Genomic DNA, 17092 nt, shown 5'->3' with positions numbered 1-17092 from the left:
CATGGGTGATGTGTCCGGCGAGCAGGCTCACCGGACGCCCGCCGAACACCAGCGGACCGGCGATGAGCAGCACGCCGAACGGCCCCTCGACGCCGAGGAAACCGCTCGGCACGAGCCGTCCGCGAAACAGCCTGACGCCGAGCAAACCGCTCAGCACCACGCTGCCGAGCAGGCGCCTGGCCAGGAACGGGCAACCGAGCACGCGCAGGGGCAGCCCGCGGAACACCAGCAGCCCGGCGACGACCAGCACACTGAACGACCGCCCGGCGCCGAGGAGACCGCTGAACACGAGCCGTCCGCGAAACAGCCTTCCGCCGCCGAGTCGCGCGCCGGACAGCAGCACGGCTCCGAGCAACAGCCGCCCGTTGTTGGGGAAACTGCTGAGCATCACGAAGCCGCGGACGGACCTCACGACGAGCAGCAGGCGGCCGAGCATGAAGTCGCGCCCGATGACCAGTACGGGCAGTCCGGCCAGACCCCCGACGAGCCCTACCTGACCGATCCCGCCTTCCGGACCGATGACCCCGCCGGCGTGCGGCGGATCGAGGACACCTTCATGGACTCCGGGCGGCAAAGCCCGGAAACGGGCGAGTGGCGGCACGAACAGGTCCGTCGCGAAGCGCTCGCCAAGCGGGACGAGTTCCATCCCGGCATGTCCGACGACGGTGCCTTCGCCGTACACGCCTACACGCGCCAGGAAATGGTTGGTCCGCTCAACCACGCTCTGCGGTTCGGTGGCCCGGAGCTGCTCGACCTCGCTCCGCAAGCCGGCGCGCTTGTTTCCGGGCTGAACGAGCTGCCTCCGCACGTCGGGACCGTCTCCAGGCGCGTTGACTTCCACGGCGACCCCTCGCGGCTTCAGGCCTTCCTCGGCCGGTTCCACGAAGGCGCGCACATCACCGAACCCTCGTTCCTCAGCTCGTCGAAGGTCGACGCGGAGCATCCGCGCAGCACCTTCGCAGGTGAGGTCGAGATGCGGATCGAGTCCAAGACCGGGCGGGACGTCGAGTCCATGGCCAGCATCGGGCGCGAACGCGAGGTCCTCTTCAAGGCCGGGTCGCAGTTCGAAATCACCGGCGTCGAGATGGGGCCGGGGCATCCCCAGCACCCCGACTTCAAGAACGAGCCCGGGGCCCGGGACAAGCCGCAGTGGATCGTGCACGCCGAGGAGATCGCTCCTGGCGATCCGCGGTTCCGGACCGACCAGCACGACGCCATCGAGCAACGGCGGGCCCAGGAACGCGCTGACGAGGAACGCTTCCAGCGCGAAGCCGACGCCGAGCTCGAGCAGTTCTACGCCGAGCACCCCCACCTCAAGCCGACCAACGATCTGTTCAAGCTGCTCGGCGGGGACGAAGACGTGCCGCCGCCCGCGGAAAAGCGCCCGCCTGCCACGACCGCTCCCGAAGGGGGCTGGTCGCAGCTCGCCGAACCTCTGACGCCTGGTGGGACGCCCGTGCTGCACGCCGGGTCCGTCGAGACGCCGCAGCAGCACGCTCGCCTCGTCCGCGACGCCGTTCCCGAACTCGCCGCCGTCAACACCCGCAACCACTACAGCCCCGGCGAGCACGGCTTCCGGACCAACGCCGCCGAGTCGATGACCGCCTTCGACCGGCGGATGAACGGTGAGGACGTCGTCGCCGGGCCGGCCCGCGGTGAAACGCTCGACGGGCCGTGGAGCACCAGGAACAGCTTCGACGACGTCGCGAGCGACCTTCAAGAACGTCCCGTCGGCGCGCGGTCCGCCGTCGCCTTCGAGCACGGTGGCCAGGAGCACTTGGTCGCCGGTGTGCGCACCGAGCACGGCGTCCTCTTCGCCGATCCCGTCACCGGGCGGCTCGCCGAGCTGCCGCACGATGCCACGTCGATCCGCGAACTGCCGCTCGGGCATCAAGAACCGCCAACCATCGCCGACCGCCTGAGCCCGACGACGGAACGCCTGCCGCACGACGAGGGCTACCTCTTCGACGACCAGCACCGCGGGACGACGGCCGACCACGAGAGCATCCGGCGCGCGGTCGGCGACGAGCACATCTACCAGGACATCCACGACCGCGCGCTGGCTCGCCGGGACGCCGCCGGGCTGCCGCTGACCGACGACGCCGCCGTCGCGGTGCACGGCTACACCCGCGGCGAGTACGCCTACGACGTCAACGAGGCCCTTCGCCGCGGCCCCGGCCACCCCGGCTTCGACCTCGCGCAGGCCAACGCCCGCGCCATCACCGACGGCCTCAACCAGGTCCCGCGCACGTCCGGCGAGTCCGTCCGCGCCTTCGACGTCGGGGGCGACCCGCGGCTCGCCGAGCTCGTCGCCGGGCCGTACAACCCGGGTGACGTGGTCGTCGAGCCCGCGTTCTCCAGCGCGTCCATCAAGACCGACGAGTTCTCGTCCAGCAAGTTCGGCGACGACGTCGAGCTGCACGTCCGGTCCGACAACCTCCGCGACATCTCGAAGCTCGCCGAGAACCCGTCCGAGCGCGAATCGCTGTCGCCGCCCGGTACCCAGCTGCTGGTGCACGAACGGCGGCTCGAGATCACGCCCGACGGGCGCCGCAAGTGGGTCATCGAGGCCGAGGAGATCGGCCCCGGCCACCCGCGCTACCTCGATCCCGAGGCCGCGCGGCAGAAGATGGCCGAGCGGCGCGCCGAGAACGACCACAACGCGGCGGAGTTCGAACGGCGCCGGCAGTCCGCGCTGATGGAACGCCTCGGCGGCCTCAACGAACCCGAGCACGTCACGCCGCCGGCGGAGCACCCGACCGTTCACGGCGCCGTCGACACCCCCGCCGAACCGCTGCCCGTCCCCGAACCGGGGCCGGACTACTCACGGCTGGCGCGCTCGACCAACCCGCCCGCCGAACCGGCCATCCACGCCGGCGGGACGACGCCGAGCGAGCGCGCGGCCTACGTCCAGGACCGGCACCCACACCTGCGCGAGGTCAACCCGGGCTTCCACGAGCCGGGCGCGCTCGAGAACGGCTACCTGTCCAACTGCACCCGCGGGCCCGGCGCGTACTGGGACCGGCTGCACGGCGGCGACGCGACGGCCGAGCCGATCCCCTTCCACGAGATGGGCACGCGCGGCACGCTCGAGCACATCGAGGGCCGGTTCGGCGAGACGTTCTCCTCTCGCGGCAGCTACGACGACGTCATCCGCGAGATGCGGGACATGCCGCTCGACCACCACGCCGTCGTCGCGGTCAAGTACGAGGGCCCGAACGGCGCCGAGTACGGGCACGTCGCGATGGTCGTGCACACCCGCGAGGGCGTCGCGTTCATCGACCCGCAGTCCGGCGACCTCATGCACCTGCCGCAGCCGCCGAAGGACATCAAGCTGCTGCACGTCGGCACACCAGGCACGGAACACGTCCAGGTCGAGACCACGACGGAACACGGCGGCTACGGCCACGCCCCGCAAAACCGGCTCGACGAACTGCTCGCTCAGCCCCGCGTCGCCGAAGCGCTCGACGGCGCCACCACCGACCTCGTCGTCAAGGACCACGAGGGCAACCCGCAGAACCTCGGGCCGGTCGGCGAGTTCGTCCGGACGCGGCTGGCGGAGCACCCGGAGCTGGTCGAACTCCTCCACGACCCGGCCAACGAGTTCCTGACGCGCTCGCTGCTGCGCAAGCCGGAGACGATCGCCAGCCTGCTGGTGCACGACGAGGCCATCCCGATCCTGGCCGACGCCGTGCACGAGGTCCACCACCCGGACCCGGACGCCGACCCGGTGGGGCCGGACGCCGAGCCGACCCCGCTCACCGCGGAACAGCAGCAGGTCGCCGACGAGGTGACCGATGACGCGAGGCGGCACCGGCCGACCGATCGGCTGCAGGCCCCGTTCGATCCCGCGATGCGTGGCGACGAGGCCTACACGCGCGAATACCTCGGGCACCGGTACGAAGAGGCGGCCCGCGCACAGGCGGTTCTCGAGCGGACCTTGCCGCCGCTGGCCGAGGAGACCGGGGGGACCCCGGGTTTCCGGCCCGGTCCCAAGTCGATCGGTCGTGCGATGGACAAGATCGCCGGCTACGAAGGTGACGCGTCCCAGCTGATCGACCTGGCCGGCGCGATGATCCGGTTCGAGCGGGTGCAGGACGCGTACGCCGCGCTCGAACGCGTAGCCGCGCACCCCGAGCTGGACATCGTGAAGTTCGAGGACCGGTTCGCGAACCCCGCCGAGGCGGGTTACCGCGATCTGCAGATGAGCGTGCGCATCGACGGCCACGTCGCCGAGCTGCGGCTGCACGTCAAGGCACTCGACGATGTTTCGGCGTACGAGCACTCGCTCTACGAGGTCCGGCGCGATCTCAAGGCACTCCGGAAGGCCGAAGGCCGGGCGGAGTTCACCACCGAGGAACAAGCCCTGATCGACGGGCTGATCAAGCGCGAACGAGAGCTGTTCTGGGACGCGCTGCAGGGGAGTCTCTAATGGTCCAGACGCCGTCCTACTTCGAGTACTACGCCCACACGTACGTGGTCGACAGCACGCCCGACGGCGGGCTCACCGGTCGCATCCTGAACTGGCAGACCGGCGCCTTCGAGGAACGGCCGGACCACGTCCCGGACGTGCTCCTCGGCCATGAAGCCGAGATCGTGAAACTCACGCGGGAACGGTTCGTCATCCGGACCGAGGAGGAGCGGCACCACTACCTCCGCGGCGACGGACCGATCTTCGCGCTCTACCAGACGATCGACGCGATCTGGGCCGCCACCGAAGAGGACAGCCGCAGAATCACCAAGGAAGAGCGTGCGCTGATCGACTCGCTGTACCGGCGCACCTTCAAGATGTGGGAGGACGAGTTCGCCCGCCGCGACGCCGGCGAGGCCCCGACCTTCACCTTCACCTCGGTGTTCGAGCGATGATTCACGTGGAACATCGACTTTCGCCCGAAGACCAGCGCACCCTCTTGGTGCAGCTGGGAAAGCTCGTCCGCGAGCTCCGGACCGACGCCGCCGGGCCGGCCGCCGTCGACTTCCGGCAGGTCGGGACGCACCGCGAACTGCAGGGCCACAACGCGACGACGTCCGACGTCGTCGCCGAGCTGTTCTCCGAGCTGCGCAAGGGGATGTACGCCGAAGACCGCGGGACGTGGCTGCAGGCGCGGTTCACCCTCAACCCGGACGGCACCTTCGACTTCGACTTCGCGCTCGACGACGATCCGGTGTGGACGGACCCGCCACCCGCCACCGCCTACCCCGACGAGCTGGGCGCGTTCCCGCGCGCCGACGAGCACATCCCGGACTGGTGGCGGCTGCGCGCGCAGCTGCCGCTGGGCCTGGTGTTCCGGCACGCGGACGCCGGCGGCCCGGACGTCGAGCGGCCGCCGCTGACCGACACCGAGGTGCCGCTCGTGCTGCAGTACCTCGAGCGCGAAGCCGTCGTCCACGAAGACGGCGACGTGCGGTTCCACACCGACGGCGCCTGGATCTGGCCGTCGTCGGTGGCCGACCGGCTGGCCAAAGACGGCGTTCCGCCCGAACCGGACCTCGTCGAGCACATCCGGCGGCACCACTTCCAGCCGCCGTACGTCGAGCCGCTGGTGCGCCGGACCGCCGCGGCCGACCTGCTGGGCGAGCCGCGGCCGAAGCCGAGCCGCGCCGACGTCAAGAAGACGAGCGGGGACGTCGCCGCGGAGCTGGAGACGACGCCGAACCCGAAGCTCGCCGACGAAGAGCTGCTGATCGTGCTGGTGCAGCGGCTCGGCGAGCACGGCGTCTGGCCGGAGGCCTACCGCGTCGGCGACCGGGCCGACGGCACGTGGTGCCTCAACTTCACCCCGGACGGCTGGGAAGTCGCCGCGTACGCCGGCGGGAAGCCGCGCGAGCCGAAGTACTTCGACCGCCTCGAAGACGCCGCCCAGCAGCTGCTCGGCGCGTTGCTGCTGCACCCCGCCCGGATGACCGCCGGCCACGAAACCCCCTTGGAAACGGCCAAGGAGCTCGACGACTGGCCGGTCCACCCGGCACCGGGTGAGCCTCCCCTCACCCTGCTCCGCAACAAGCGCATCACGCGGCTGGTGGCGGGTACGGTCGTTCTGCGCTTGGGCGAGGAACCCGGCAACCTCGTCCACCACGGGGAGGTACGGTTCGCCACGACGTCGCTGCCGCTGGAACGCGAGCGGGAACGGCGGAGCTACCGGCTGAGACGCCCGCTGCACGTGATCACCGGCATCACGGTTCCGTGGGCGAACCTGCCGGGTGGCGCGGTGGCCTTCGTGCTGCCGAAGACGATCGCCGAGCACGAGTCCGACGGAAGCCTGGAGAGGATCGAGTAGGTGGAAGCGGCGGAAGCGATTGCCAAGGTCGGCCAGTGGCTGCGCGCGGTGCACGGCCCGGACGTCTCCGGCCCCGCCGGGCTCCGGGTGGACACCGAGAAGGTGCTGCGCATCCCCGAGGGCTGGTCGGTGCCCTACAACACCATCGCGTTCCTCGACGAGGGCCGCCCGGAGAAGGAGATCTTCCCGCCGCCGTCGGTCGTCGTCCGCGAGCCGGACGGCGAGCTGCGCCAGGCGCACCCGCACCCCGGCGGGCTGTCGGTGCCGGTGGCGTTCCCCGGCCAGGAGAACTGGCGCGAGGTCGTCGACCCCGAGTACGTGAAGGCCGGGCTCGGCGAGCTGGGCGTGCCGCTGCAGGCGGTCGCGGGCTGGGTGAAGGTCGACGCCGAGGGCAACCAGACCGGCGAAGAGCGGGAAAACCCCGAGTACAAGGCCGGGCCGATCCGCCGCGGCTACCCGAAGCCGGAGAACACCCTGGAGACGCTGCTGTCGTTCGGCAGCGTCGGCTGGCTGACCCGGGAGCTGCTGCTCATCGGGCTGATCCGGTGCGAGGTGTACGTCCCGCTCGACCTGGAGACCGGCAAGACCGACCGCTTCTACTTCGCCGAGGAGCGCAACGAGCTCAAGGTGTTCAGCTCGACCCGGCACCTGCCTTCCCGCGAGCACGGCTGGTGGAAGGTCGACGTCGCGACGCTCGCCGAGTTCGAGCACCCGCCGAACCTGGTGATCAACGGCGGCCCGACGACCATCGAGGACGTCTCCAGCGGGGAGCTCGCCGAGATCGTCCAGCGGTTCCCGCGCCACGAGCCGCGCATCGACGTGCACGGCCGCTGCCCGGAGGCCGAGGAGGACCTGATCCGCGTCGCCGCCGACACCGCGGCGCGGATGGGCCTGCCGGACCCGGTCAAGCCGCCGCTCGCCGCGGCCGAGAAGGCACGCCGCCGCGGCTTCGAGCTGACCGCCGAGGAGTGCGCGAAGACCGTGCTCGGCGAGTCGTGGCTGAAGCGGCTGCAGATGCCGGAGCCGCCGCGCAGCAAGCCGAACGACCTGCGCGCGAACGGCCTGGCCCCGACGTACGACAACGCCGGCCGCCCGACCCCGCGGCTCGACACGTTCGGCAAGTACTTCGAGCGGAACCTCGACGGCTTCCGCTACGGCTGGCAGCGCGTCACGGGCGCGTACGTCGGCTTCGCGCTCGGGGAGGCCCTCGGCGCGGCCGTCGACCGGATGATGCTGCACGACATCCACGCGAAGTACGGCATCGAAGGCGTCACCGACCTGGTGCCGGCGTTCGACCAGCCGGGCCGGATCGGCTCGCTCACGCAGCGGCTGCTCTTCTACACCGAGGCCGCCATCCGCAGCCCGCACCGCGAGCAGCCGGAGTCGCGTGAGGCCGAGCAGCTCTTCCCCGGCGTCGTCCGCGGGGCGCTGCAGCGCTGGCTGCGCACGCAGGGCGCCCCGATGGAGAACGCGGACGGCTGGCTCGTCCAGGTCGCAGACCTGCACGCCCGCCGCGACGCCGACGACGCCGAGCTGAACTCCTACCACCAGCTCGCGACCGAAGCCGGGAGCGCGCCGCCGATGACCGGCCCGGCCGCGCTGATCCCGGCCTTGCCGGCGGCGTTGACCATGGCCGGGCCCGGCAGTGGCCTGAGTGGAGGCGCGCGCCAGGCGGTGCGCGACCTCGCCGGCGTCACCCACCCGACCGAGCCCGACCTGGCCGCCGCGACCTACCTGACCTGGCTGTTCGAGCACGCGCTGACCAAGGAGGCGTTCAGCTTCCCGATCTGGAACCTCAGCCGTGAGGTGCTCAACCCGGACAACCAGTACCAGCAGGGTCCGGAGTGGACGGACATCAAGGACATGGTCGCCGAGTCGGTGCCGTTCTTCGGCGAGCACGGACTGCCCGACCTGCGGATACCCGAGCTGATCGGCGACGGCAAGACGACCCTCTCGGTCCTCGGACGTGCTTTCGCCGCGTTGTCGGGCTTCGAGAACTACCCGGAGCAGGCGCTGCTCCGCGCCGTCAACCACTCCGGCCGCAGCGCGCTCACCGGCGCGATCGCCGGTGCCCTGCTCGGCGCGCGCACCGGGATCCCGGGGCTGCCGCAGAAGTGGGTCGACCAGCTGGAGCTGCGGTACCTGGTGGAGAACGTCGCTTCGGACGCCTACTGGCACTTCGACCGCCACTCGGCGCTGAGCGCGCTCGGCGACGAGTGGATCGAGCGGTACCCGCGGCGGTAGCCCGAGGATGGGGAGCATGACTGAACGCGACGACGGCTTCGTCGAGTGGCGGCCCGACGTCGACCCGGAGTTCGACGAGAAGGCGTTTCCCGGTCTCGGCATCCCGGTGCGCGCCATCCGGGGCTGGGTGCAGTACACGCTGTTCGGGGAGCCGACCGGCCCGCGCCGAGTCAACGAGCAGTACACGCCCGGCCCGGTCTGGCGGGGCTTCCCGGTGCCGTCGTCCGACGCCGGGAAGCTGCTGAACTACCTGGGCGCGAACTGGATCAGCCGCGCCGAGTTCGCCCGCGCGTTGCTGGACTGCGAAGTGCTGGTGCCGGTGCCGGACGGCGAACCGCTGATCCGGCCGGTTCCGGGCGGCCGGGAGGTCATCGCCTACAGCTCGTCGGCGAAAGTGCCCGGCCGGTACCCGCACCGGTGGCGGACGACCGTCCGCGACCTGCTGGCGGACCTGCCGGGGACCGGTCTGACGCTCGACCCCGGCACCGGCCTGGTGCGCAGCCTGAGCGCCGCCGAACTGGGTGACATCGATCCGGGCGAGCGGACGAAGGTCGACGAACCCGCGCCGGAAGCCGGTCCCGAGGTCGCCGAGGCATTGCCGGGGCTGGTCGCGGAGTTCGGCGTCGAGCCGCCCGACCTGCTGGAACGGCACCTCCGGTACGCCGTCGACCACGCCCGTGACCACCACTTCGAGCTGACGCCGGAGGAGTGCGTCCGGTACCTGCGCGGGTTCGCCTGGCAGTACCGCAACGGCGTCCGGCGGCGGGCGGGCCAGGACCCGGAATGGCCCGCCGACCTGGGCGCGAACGGCTTGATCGCGCACGTCGGCGAGGACGCTCAGCCGCGTCCGGTGCCGTGGACGTACGGCAAGTTCCTCGCCTTCGGCACGCCGGCCGCGCGCTTCGCGTGGCACCGGCTCGTCGGCGCGTACGTCGGCTTCGCCATCGGAGACGCGCTGGGCGGCGGTGCCCCCGGCACGCTCGGCGGGCTGACGCGCCACCTGCTGTTCCACACCGACATCGTCTTGCGCGGCCTGCCGCCGGTGCCGACCGGCGAAGTGCCGGCGAACCTGCCGTTCCCGGACCCGGTCGGCTGGCTCGCGGTCGCGACGCGGCACGCGGGTCTCGCTCCGGACAGCGTCTCGACGTTGCTGGCGACGGCGCTGGCCGCGACGCCGGCGAGCGCGGTCGCCATCGACGGCGTCGACGGAGAGCAGTACGCGAAGGACGTCGCAGACGCCCTCACCGGCGGCGACCCGGAGGTGACCGAGGGCGTCGGCCTGCTGGTCGCGCTGTTCCAGGCCCTGCTCACCCGGGACGCGTTCGCGCTGCCGGTGCACCTGCGGCTGCGCGAGATCGGCGGCGACCTCGCCACGCAGGTACTCGCGCTGCGCGAGGACCGCGACGCCGACGACGTCACGCAGCTGGAGAGCATCGGCGACGGCCGGAGCGTGCGGTCGGTGCTCGGCCGGGCGCTGTTCGCCGCGGCCAAGCGCGGCCACGACCCCGAAGCCGCGATCACGCTCGCCGCGCGGTCCGGCCCGGTCGCGGGCGCCATCGCGGGGGCGCTCGTCGGCGCCCGGGTCGGCGTGCCGGGCCTGCCGTGGGTCACGGGACTGCCCGACCTCGGCCTCCTCGAGGACGTCGCCAGCGACGTCTTCTGGTACTTCAACCGCAACGGCCTCCAGACGGAGACCGCGGAACACCCGCGCTGGGAACGCCGATACCCCAGCGGACGCTTCACGCCGAAACCGAAGGGACCCGACTTGCGATCGCGACTGCGGGGGAGCCTGCTGGCCGGGGCGATCGGCGACGCGCTGGGCGCGAAGACCGAGTTCGACTCGATCGACCGGATCCGCGAGATCGCCGGGCCGGCGGGCATCACCGACTTCATCCCCGCGTACGGCGGCGTCGGCCGGATCACCGACGACACGCAGATGACGCTCTTCACGCTCGAAGCGCTCATCCGCGCCCACGCCCAGCGGCGGAAGACCGGGTCGGCGGACGTCGTCCACTCGCTGCAGCTGGCCTACCAGCGCTGGTTGCACACGCAGGGCGTCGCGTGGGACCGGGCGCGCGGGCCGCAGTCGGCGGTCGAGGCGCCGGACGGCTGGCTGATCACGCACCAGGACCTGTTCAGCCGCCGCGCGCCGGGGCTGACGTGCTTCGGCGAGCTGGAGGCGTACGGCCGCTCCGGCGTCCGCGGCACCATCGAGCGGCCGGTGAACAACTCGAAGGGCTGCGGCGGCGTGATGCGCGCGGCGCCCATCGCGCTGTGGTCCGACGACCTCGCCGAGGTGTTCCGGCTCGGCGCCGAGAGCGCGGCGCTGACCCATGGTCACCCGAGCGGGTATTTGTCCTCGGGCTGCTTCGCGGTGCTCGTCCACGGGCTGCTGCACGGGAAACCGCTGCTCGACGCCCTCGCGGCCGCGCGGGCCGAGCTGGTGAAACACGAGGGTCACGAAGAGCAGAGCGACGCGTTCGACGCGGCCCTGGCGCTGGCGGAGCAGGGCCCGCCGACGCCGGAAAAGCTGGAGACGCTCGGGCAGGGCAACGTCGGCGAGACCGCGCTGTCGATGTCCGTGTACGTCGCGCTGACCACCGCGGACGCCGACACGGCGTTGCTCGCGGCGGTCAACCACAGCGGGGACAGCGACTCGACCGGCTCGGTCTGCGGCAACCTCGTCGGCGCGATGTACGGCGAGGAAGCCCTGCGCAAGAGCTGGCTGGAGCAGCTGGAGCTCCGCGACGTCATCATCGGCTTGGCGGACGACGCGCTCACCGAATTCGGCCCGGACGCACCGGGTGACGACCGGTGGTTCGCGCGCTACCCGGTCGACTAGATTTCGGGTGTCACTGGGGTCAGGGGAGGACGAAACGTGCGTTACCGGGTAGAGGTGGCCGAACGCCCGGACGGCCTGTACGCGACGTGGGGCGAGGGGACGTTCCGCGCGCAGCGTTCGACGACCGACGGCACCGTGCTGCTGTCGGTGCTGCCGGAGGAAGAGGCGCCGGAGGACTTCGACAAGGAGTTCGACGACCGGCCGGCCAAGGTCGTGCCGGCCAGCGAGGTGCCGTCGACGTTCACGCTGCGCACCTTCGCCGCCTACGACGACGAGATCTTCGAGGTCGCGCCGGGCGCGCGGCCGGAGCTGACGCTGCGCTGGGTCCGCGACGACGCCGCCCGCGCGGCGCAGCTGGGCCTGACCGACTTCTCGGTCACGGTGCCCGCCAAGCAGGTCACCGCGCTGTGGCAGACGCGGCTGGACTTCACCGAGACGCCGGAGGCGCGGCCGCAGCCGGGCACCGGCGACCAGAACGCGCTGCTGCGCGCGATCGGCCGGACGCTGCTGCACACGGTGCCGGGTGGCTGGGCCCGCGTCGGCGCCCAGTTCCGGCAGGTCGGGGACTACTCCGAGATCGAAGTCCGCGCGGTCGGCGACGAGGACGGCCCGGTGTCGGTCTCACTGCCGGCGGTGCCGCGGCTCGGCGGGCTCTTCGCGCGGCTGCGGGCCGCGATGTTCCAGCCCGAGACCGGCACCTGGTACCAGGGCACCTTCACGCTCGACGCGGAGTCGCAGTTCGACTTCGACTTCGACGCCGACCGCGAGCCGGACTGGCGGGTGCCGCCCAACGATGGCGGCCGCCCGTCGACCGCGGCCTACGAGCTGGAGCTGGCCACCTACCCGCGGGCGGCGAAGCACGTCCCGGCGTGGCTGACCGCGAAGGCCGGGCTGCCGCTCGACGTCACGTTCCGGCTGGCCCGGACCGCCGATTCGCACGCCGAGGGCGAGCGCCCGGTGGTCAACCGGCCGCCGGTGCCGCCGGACCAGGTCCGCGGGCTGCTCGACTACCTGTTCCGAGCGCCGGTCGCGCTGCACCGGCCCGCGCCGCTGCCGGACATCTTCGGCGCGCCGGGCGCGAAGCCGGACGTGCCGAACGCGTTCCACACCGACGGCACCTGGATCTGGCCCGCCGCCGTGCCGCACTACCTGCGCAAGTACGGGGTGCCGCCGGAGCCGGAGCTGGTCGAGCACGCGCGTGCGATGAGCTTCCGGCCGCCGTTCGTCGGCGAGCTGGTCCGCGCGACGGCGGAGGCGGAGGTCCTCGGCCAGCCGCGGCCGCCGCAGACGGCCGCCGACCTGCCGGACGAGCGCGCGCTCACCCGCGTCGCGCGCGGCGAGCAGGTGCGGACGCTCAAGGGCGCGGAGACGCTGGAGCTGCTCCAGCAGCGGCTCCACGAGCACGGCGTGCCGGCCTCGGCCTACCGGATCGGCGCCACCGAGGTGCCCGCCGACGACGTCTGGACGCTGCGGCGCGCGGAGAACGGCTGGGAGGTCTCGCGGCCGCCGTCCGACGAGCCGGTCGCGTTCGGCTCGCTCGCCGACGCGGCCCGGTTCCTGCTCGGCGTGCTGCTGATGCAGCCGCCGCGGCCGGCGGAGGAGTCCGACCAGCCCGCCGACTGGCCGATCCTGCCGATGCGCGGCGAGCCGCCGTTGAACTTCTACCGCGGCAAGCGCCTGATCGTGCTCACGCCGGGCACGACGGTCGTCCGGTTCGGCAACGAGACCGGCAACCTGGTGCACGCCGACGGCTCGCGGTTCGTCGAGACGTCGCTGGCGTTCGAGCGTGAGCGCGAGAAGCGGCTCTACCGCGTGCAGCGCTCGCTGCGGGTGCTGACCGGCGTGGCGGCGCCGTGGGGCGGGATGCCGGGCGGCGCGGTCGCCTACCTGCTGCCGCGGCCGCTCGCCCAGCACCTCGAGACGGGCTCGCTCAGCAGGCAGTGATCAGGACGGCGGGCGACCACCAGTAGTCGGCGAGCGGTTCGACGTCGACGTCGGCGAAGCCCGCCGTCTTCAGCTGCCCGGCCCAGACCGCGGCCGGGTGCTCCCAGTTCGTCCGCTCCTGCCCGGAGACGATCCCGAGCAGGACGGGCAGCAGGAAACCCTGCGCGACCAGGGAGGCGTCGTCGCCGTACTCGGCGACGCCACGCTCGTAACGCGCGACCAGCGAGCGCAGGTGGTCCGGCGACCCTTCGACGTACTCGGGGACGTCGAACTCGGCGAGCACCAGCGTCCCGGTGCGCGGCTGCAGCGCGCGCAGCACTTCGGCGCGTTGCTCCGGCTCGATGGACTGCAGTGCGAACGTCGACTGGGTGAAGTCCCAGCCGAGGTCGTCGCGGGCCAGGAACTCCTGCGCGGTGGCCTGCCAGCAGCTCGCCGACGGGACCCGTTCGCGGACGCCGTCGAGCAGCGCGGCCGACGGTTCGACGAGGTCGATCCGGCTCGGCACGTGCGTGGCCTGCTCAAGGGCGGGCACGACGGCCAGGCCGTCGCCGCAGCCCAGGTCGAGCAGCGATTCCGGCTTCGCGCTGTCGTAGCGCGCGGCCAGTTCCTCGCTCAGCCGCCGGTACAGCCCGACGTTGCCGCCGCCGCGGATGAACGCCGTGAACGCCTCCGGCTGGTCGTACACCGCCGCCGCGCCTTCTCCGGCGAGGTGGATCCGCAGTTCGCCGGCCAATGGTGAGCCGGCGCGGCGGGCGAGTTCGGCGGCCTGGTCGCGGTCACCGGAGCGGTAGGCGGCGAGGGCGTCGGCGAGCAGCTCGATCGAGGTCATGTCCACGAGATATCAGAACGGCACCCACAACGTCACCCGAGTGCCGCCGCCGGCGAGTCCCGACTCGACCCGGGACGTCCCGCCGACCTCGGCGAGGCGCGCGGTGATCGACTCGCTGATGCCGAACCCGGCCGGGTGGTCGGCCGCGCTGAAGCCGCTGCCGTGGTCGCGGGTGATCACCGCGATGCCGCCCTCGCGTTCCTCGACGCGCACCACGACCCGGTCGGTGCCGGAGTGCTTCATCGTGTTCCGCATCGCCTCGCGCACGGCGTCGCGGATGGCGATCTGCCGGACCTCCGACAGCGTGTCGTCGTCGAGCTCGGCCAGCACGAGCTGCGCACGCAGCCCGTCGCGCGCCATCTCGGCGGCGAGCGCGGCGAGCTTCTCGCCCAGCGGCCGGGCCCCGGCTTCCGCCTGCTCGGTCTTCGCCGTCTCGATCATGTGCCGGATCTCCATCGCCTGCGCGCGGGCGAGCCGCTGGATTTCGACCAGCCGTTCTTCGGGCTTCGACGTGTCGGACAGCGCCATGGCTTCGAGGGTCTGCAGCACGGTGTCGTGCAGCATCCGGTGCTGCTGGGCGCGCTCGGCGAGCCGGCCGTTGCGGGTGCCGTAGGCCAGCGCCAGCCGGGTGCCGAGGCCGGTCAGCACCAGCGCGGCGGTGGCCAGGAACAGCTCGGCGAGCAGTGCGGAGTACGTCGAGAACGCGGCACCGACGTGGAACTGCCCGGTGTTGAGCCAGTTCGCCAGCATCCGCAGCGGGAAGCTGAGCAGCCCGAACACCAGCCCGCTCGGGACGCCGAGGGCGAGCGTCAGCAAACCGGCCTCGCCGAAGAGGTGGATGCTGCTGACCGCCAGCGCGTCGAAGTACGCCTCGGCCGGCACGGTCAGCGCGAGGACCAGCGGCGACAGCACGGTGAAGACGAGGTCGACGGCCAGCAGCTTGCCCGCGTCGCGGCCGCGGTACGGCGCCGAGCGGAACATCCAGCGGAAGCCGATCAGGTTCACCGCGATCGAGAGCAGCGTGAACAGCCCGACCGGCAGCAGGCCGGTCGTGCCGTGGCGGAAGGCGTAGGCGCCGAACTGGCCGGGCACCGCGAGCAGCCGGAAGGCCAGCGGGATGAGCACGACGTACCGGGTGGCGCGCAGCAGCAGGCCGTCGCGCCGGCTCGGGTCGATCGGGCCGCCGATCTTCGAGATCCGCTTCAGCGCGTGGATCGGGGTCGGGTCGCCGATCTCGTCCGAAAGCTCGCTGGTGGCCGTCGCGATCGCAGGCGCGCCCTGCCGCAGGAGCGCCACGAAGAAGCTGCCCGGTTTGGGCGGGCCGGGCGCTTCCGTGGACATCGCGCGGACAACCCCCTGGTCACGTCGGTGAACCGAGGATAGGGAGTATCACCGATCCGCGACGGCTAGGTCCAGCGTTCCACGGAATTCACAGCAAACCGGTCAGGAATTTCCGATTCCCTGTTCCGCCGCCCACTTCTTCAGCTCCGCCACGGCGTCGTCGTGCTCCAGCGGGCCGCGGTCGAGGCGCAGCTCCTTGAGGAACTTCCACGCCTTGCCGACGTCCGGGCCCGGCCGGATGCCCAGCAGCTCCATGATCTGCTCGCCGTTGAGGTCCGGCCGCACGCGGTCGAGGTCCTCCTTGGCCTTGAGCGCGGCGATCCGGGCCTCGAGGTCGTCGTAGGTCGCCTGCAGCGCGGCCGCCTTCCGGCGGTTGCGCGTGGTGCAGTCGGCGCGGACGAGCTTGTGCAGCCGGGTCAGCAGCGGGCCGGCGTCGGTGACGTACCGGCGGACCGCCGAGTCCGTCCACTCGCCCTTGCCGTAGCCGTGGAACCGCAGGTGGAGGAACACGAGCTGGGAGACGTCGTCGATGATCTCCTTGGAGAACTTGAGCGCCCGCAAACGTTTGCGAGCCATCCGCGCCCCGACCACCTCGTGGTGGTGGAAGCTCACCCCGCCGCCCGGCTGGAACTCCCGCGTCGCGGGCTTGCCGGCGTCGTGCAGCAGCGCCGCCAGCCGCAGGATCAGGTCCGGCTCCGACGTCGGCTCGTGCGTCTTCTCCAGCTCGATCGCCTGGGCGAGCACGGTCAGCGAGTGCTGGTAGACGTCCTTGTGCTGGTGGTGCTCGTCGATCGCCAGCCGCATGCCGGGCACCTCGGGCAGCACCCGGTCGGCCAGCCCGGTGTCCACGAGCAGCTCCAGCCCCGGCCGCGGGTCGTCCGCGAGCAGCAGCTTGGACAGCTCGGCCTGGACGCGCTCGGCGGTGATCCGGTCGATCTCGCCCGCCATCGACGCCATCGCGTCGACCACCCGCGGCGCGGCGGTGAAGCCGAGCTGCGCGGCGAAGCGGGCAGCCCGCAGCATCCGCAGCGGGTCGTCGGCGAACGACTCCTGCGGCGTCGCCGGCGTGTCGAGCACCTGCTCGCGCAGCGCGCTCAAGCCGTCGTGCGGGTCGATGAACGTCTTCGACGCCAGTTCGACGGCCATCGCGTTGACCGTGAAGTCACGCCGGAGCAGGTCGTCCTCGATGCTGTCGCCGAAAGTCACCTCGGGGTTGCGGCCGACGCGGTCGTAGCTGTCCGCGCGGAACGTCGTGATTTCGAGCTGCATGCCCTTCTTGGTCACGCCGACCGTGCCGAACGCGATCCCGACGTCCCAGACCGCGTCGCCCCAGTCGCTGACGATCTTCAGCACCCGGTCCGGCCGCGCGTCCGTCGTGAAGTCGAGGTCACCGGAGCGCCGGCCGAGCAGCGCGTCGCGCACGCTCCCGCCGACGAGGTACAGGCGGTGCCCGGCCCGGGCGAACCGCTCGGCCAGCTCGTCCGCCAGGGGGGAGAGCCGCATCAGCTCCACCACCGCGTTCTCCTTGGCGACCACGTCGTTCACGAAGTTCCCACTACTTTCGGGTGCGATTACTACAGGCACCGCCGGACAGGACACGGAGAGCCAGCCTAC

9 protein-coding genes are annotated in these 17092 nt (G+C 72.0%); 6 read left to right on the top strand and 3 right to left on the bottom strand.

Translation table 11 applies throughout. The annotated features are described in order from the left end of the window. The first annotated feature begins 1 nt into the window (after position 1). Genes ACIQWX_RS05820 through ACIQWX_RS05795 form a run of 6 tightly spaced genes read left to right on the top strand, consistent with a single transcriptional unit; the run spans position 2 to position 13308 of the window. Positions 2-4432, top strand: coding sequence for a toxin glutamine deamidase domain-containing protein (locus ACIQWX_RS05820; RefSeq protein ID WP_400866108.1), 4431 nt, complete (start codon positions 2-4; stop codon positions 4430-4432). Next, positions 4432-4866: a hypothetical protein gene (locus ACIQWX_RS05815; protein ID WP_400866106.1), complete on the top strand. Its 435-nt coding sequence runs from the start codon at positions 4432-4434 to the stop codon at positions 4864-4866. The genes ACIQWX_RS05820 and ACIQWX_RS05815 overlap by 1 nt, the downstream gene beginning before the upstream one ends. Further along, positions 4863-6278 (top strand): glycohydrolase toxin TNT-related protein, encoded by a 1416-nt coding sequence (locus ACIQWX_RS05810; protein WP_400866104.1) that lies wholly within the window; start codon positions 4863-4865, stop codon positions 6276-6278. Before ACIQWX_RS05815 ends, ACIQWX_RS05810 begins: the two co-directional genes overlap by 4 nt. Continuing rightward, the gene (locus ACIQWX_RS05805) at positions 6279-8522 is read left to right on the top strand and encodes an ADP-ribosylglycohydrolase family protein (RefSeq protein ID WP_400866102.1); all 2244 of its coding nucleotides are present in this window, start codon (positions 6279-6281) and stop codon (positions 8520-8522) included. 16 nt (positions 8523-8538) lie between these two features. After that, complete coding sequence (locus ACIQWX_RS05800; RefSeq protein WP_400866099.1) at positions 8539-11364, top strand: ADP-ribosylglycohydrolase family protein; 2826 nt, start codon at positions 8539-8541, stop codon at positions 11362-11364. A 36-nt stretch (positions 11365-11400) separates the two neighbouring features. Further along, positions 11401-13308 carry a TNT domain-containing protein gene (locus ACIQWX_RS05795; RefSeq protein ID WP_400866097.1) on the top strand — a complete coding sequence of 636 codons (1908 nt, stop codon included), beginning with the start codon at positions 11401-11403 and terminating at the stop codon, positions 13306-13308. Here the strand turns inward: ACIQWX_RS05795 and ACIQWX_RS05790 are convergent. The 3 genes from ACIQWX_RS05790 to ACIQWX_RS05780 all read right to left on the bottom strand — a co-directional run bounded on the left by ACIQWX_RS05790 (position 13295) and on the right by ACIQWX_RS05780 (position 17023). Then, the gene (locus tag ACIQWX_RS05790; protein ID WP_400866094.1) at positions 13295-14137 is read right to left on the bottom strand and encodes a class I SAM-dependent methyltransferase; all 843 of its coding nucleotides are present in this window, start codon (positions 14135-14137) and stop codon (positions 13295-13297) included. The two genes, ACIQWX_RS05795 and ACIQWX_RS05790, sit on opposite strands and share 14 nt — an antisense overlap. A gap of 12 nt (positions 14138-14149) precedes the next feature. After that, on the bottom strand, positions 14150-15478 hold the full coding sequence (locus ACIQWX_RS05785; RefSeq protein ID WP_400866092.1) for a sensor histidine kinase: 1329 nt from the start codon (positions 15476-15478) through the stop codon (positions 14150-14152). Between the two features lie 102 nt (positions 15479-15580). Beyond that, the gene (locus ACIQWX_RS05780) at positions 15581-17023 is read right to left on the bottom strand and encodes a CCA tRNA nucleotidyltransferase (RefSeq protein ID WP_400866090.1); all 1443 of its coding nucleotides are present in this window, start codon (positions 17021-17023) and stop codon (positions 15581-15583) included. Between the last annotated feature and the right edge of the window lie 69 nt (positions 17024-17092).

The organism is Amycolatopsis sp. NPDC098790, from assembly GCF_044759945.1.
In the GTDB taxonomy this organism is placed as follows: Bacteria; Actinomycetota; Actinomycetes; order Mycobacteriales; family Pseudonocardiaceae; genus Amycolatopsis.
This window is presented reverse-complemented; position numbering and strand designations above follow the sequence as displayed.

What these genes read in the sequence shown, in the direction of transcription:
- ACIQWX_RS05820 (WP_400866108.1), top strand. Translation starts at nt 2, where the DNA reads ATGGGTGATGTGTCCGGCGAGCAGGCTCACCGGACGCCCGCCGAACAC.
- ACIQWX_RS05815 (WP_400866106.1), top strand. Translation starts at nt 4,432, where the DNA reads ATGGTCCAGACGCCGTCCTACTTCGAGTACTACGCCCACACGTACGTG.
- ACIQWX_RS05810 (WP_400866104.1), top strand. Translation starts at nt 4,863, where the DNA reads ATGATTCACGTGGAACATCGACTTTCGCCCGAAGACCAGCGCACCCTC.
- ACIQWX_RS05800 (WP_400866099.1), top strand. Translation starts at nt 8,539, where the DNA reads ATGACTGAACGCGACGACGGCTTCGTCGAGTGGCGGCCCGACGTCGAC.
- ACIQWX_RS05790 (WP_400866094.1), bottom strand. Translation starts at nt 14,137, where the DNA reads ATGACCTCGATCGAGCTGCTCGCCGACGCCCTCGCCGCCTACCGCTCC.
- ACIQWX_RS05785 (WP_400866092.1), bottom strand. Translation starts at nt 15,478, where the DNA reads ATGTCCACGGAAGCGCCCGGCCCGCCCAAACCGGGCAGCTTCTTCGTG.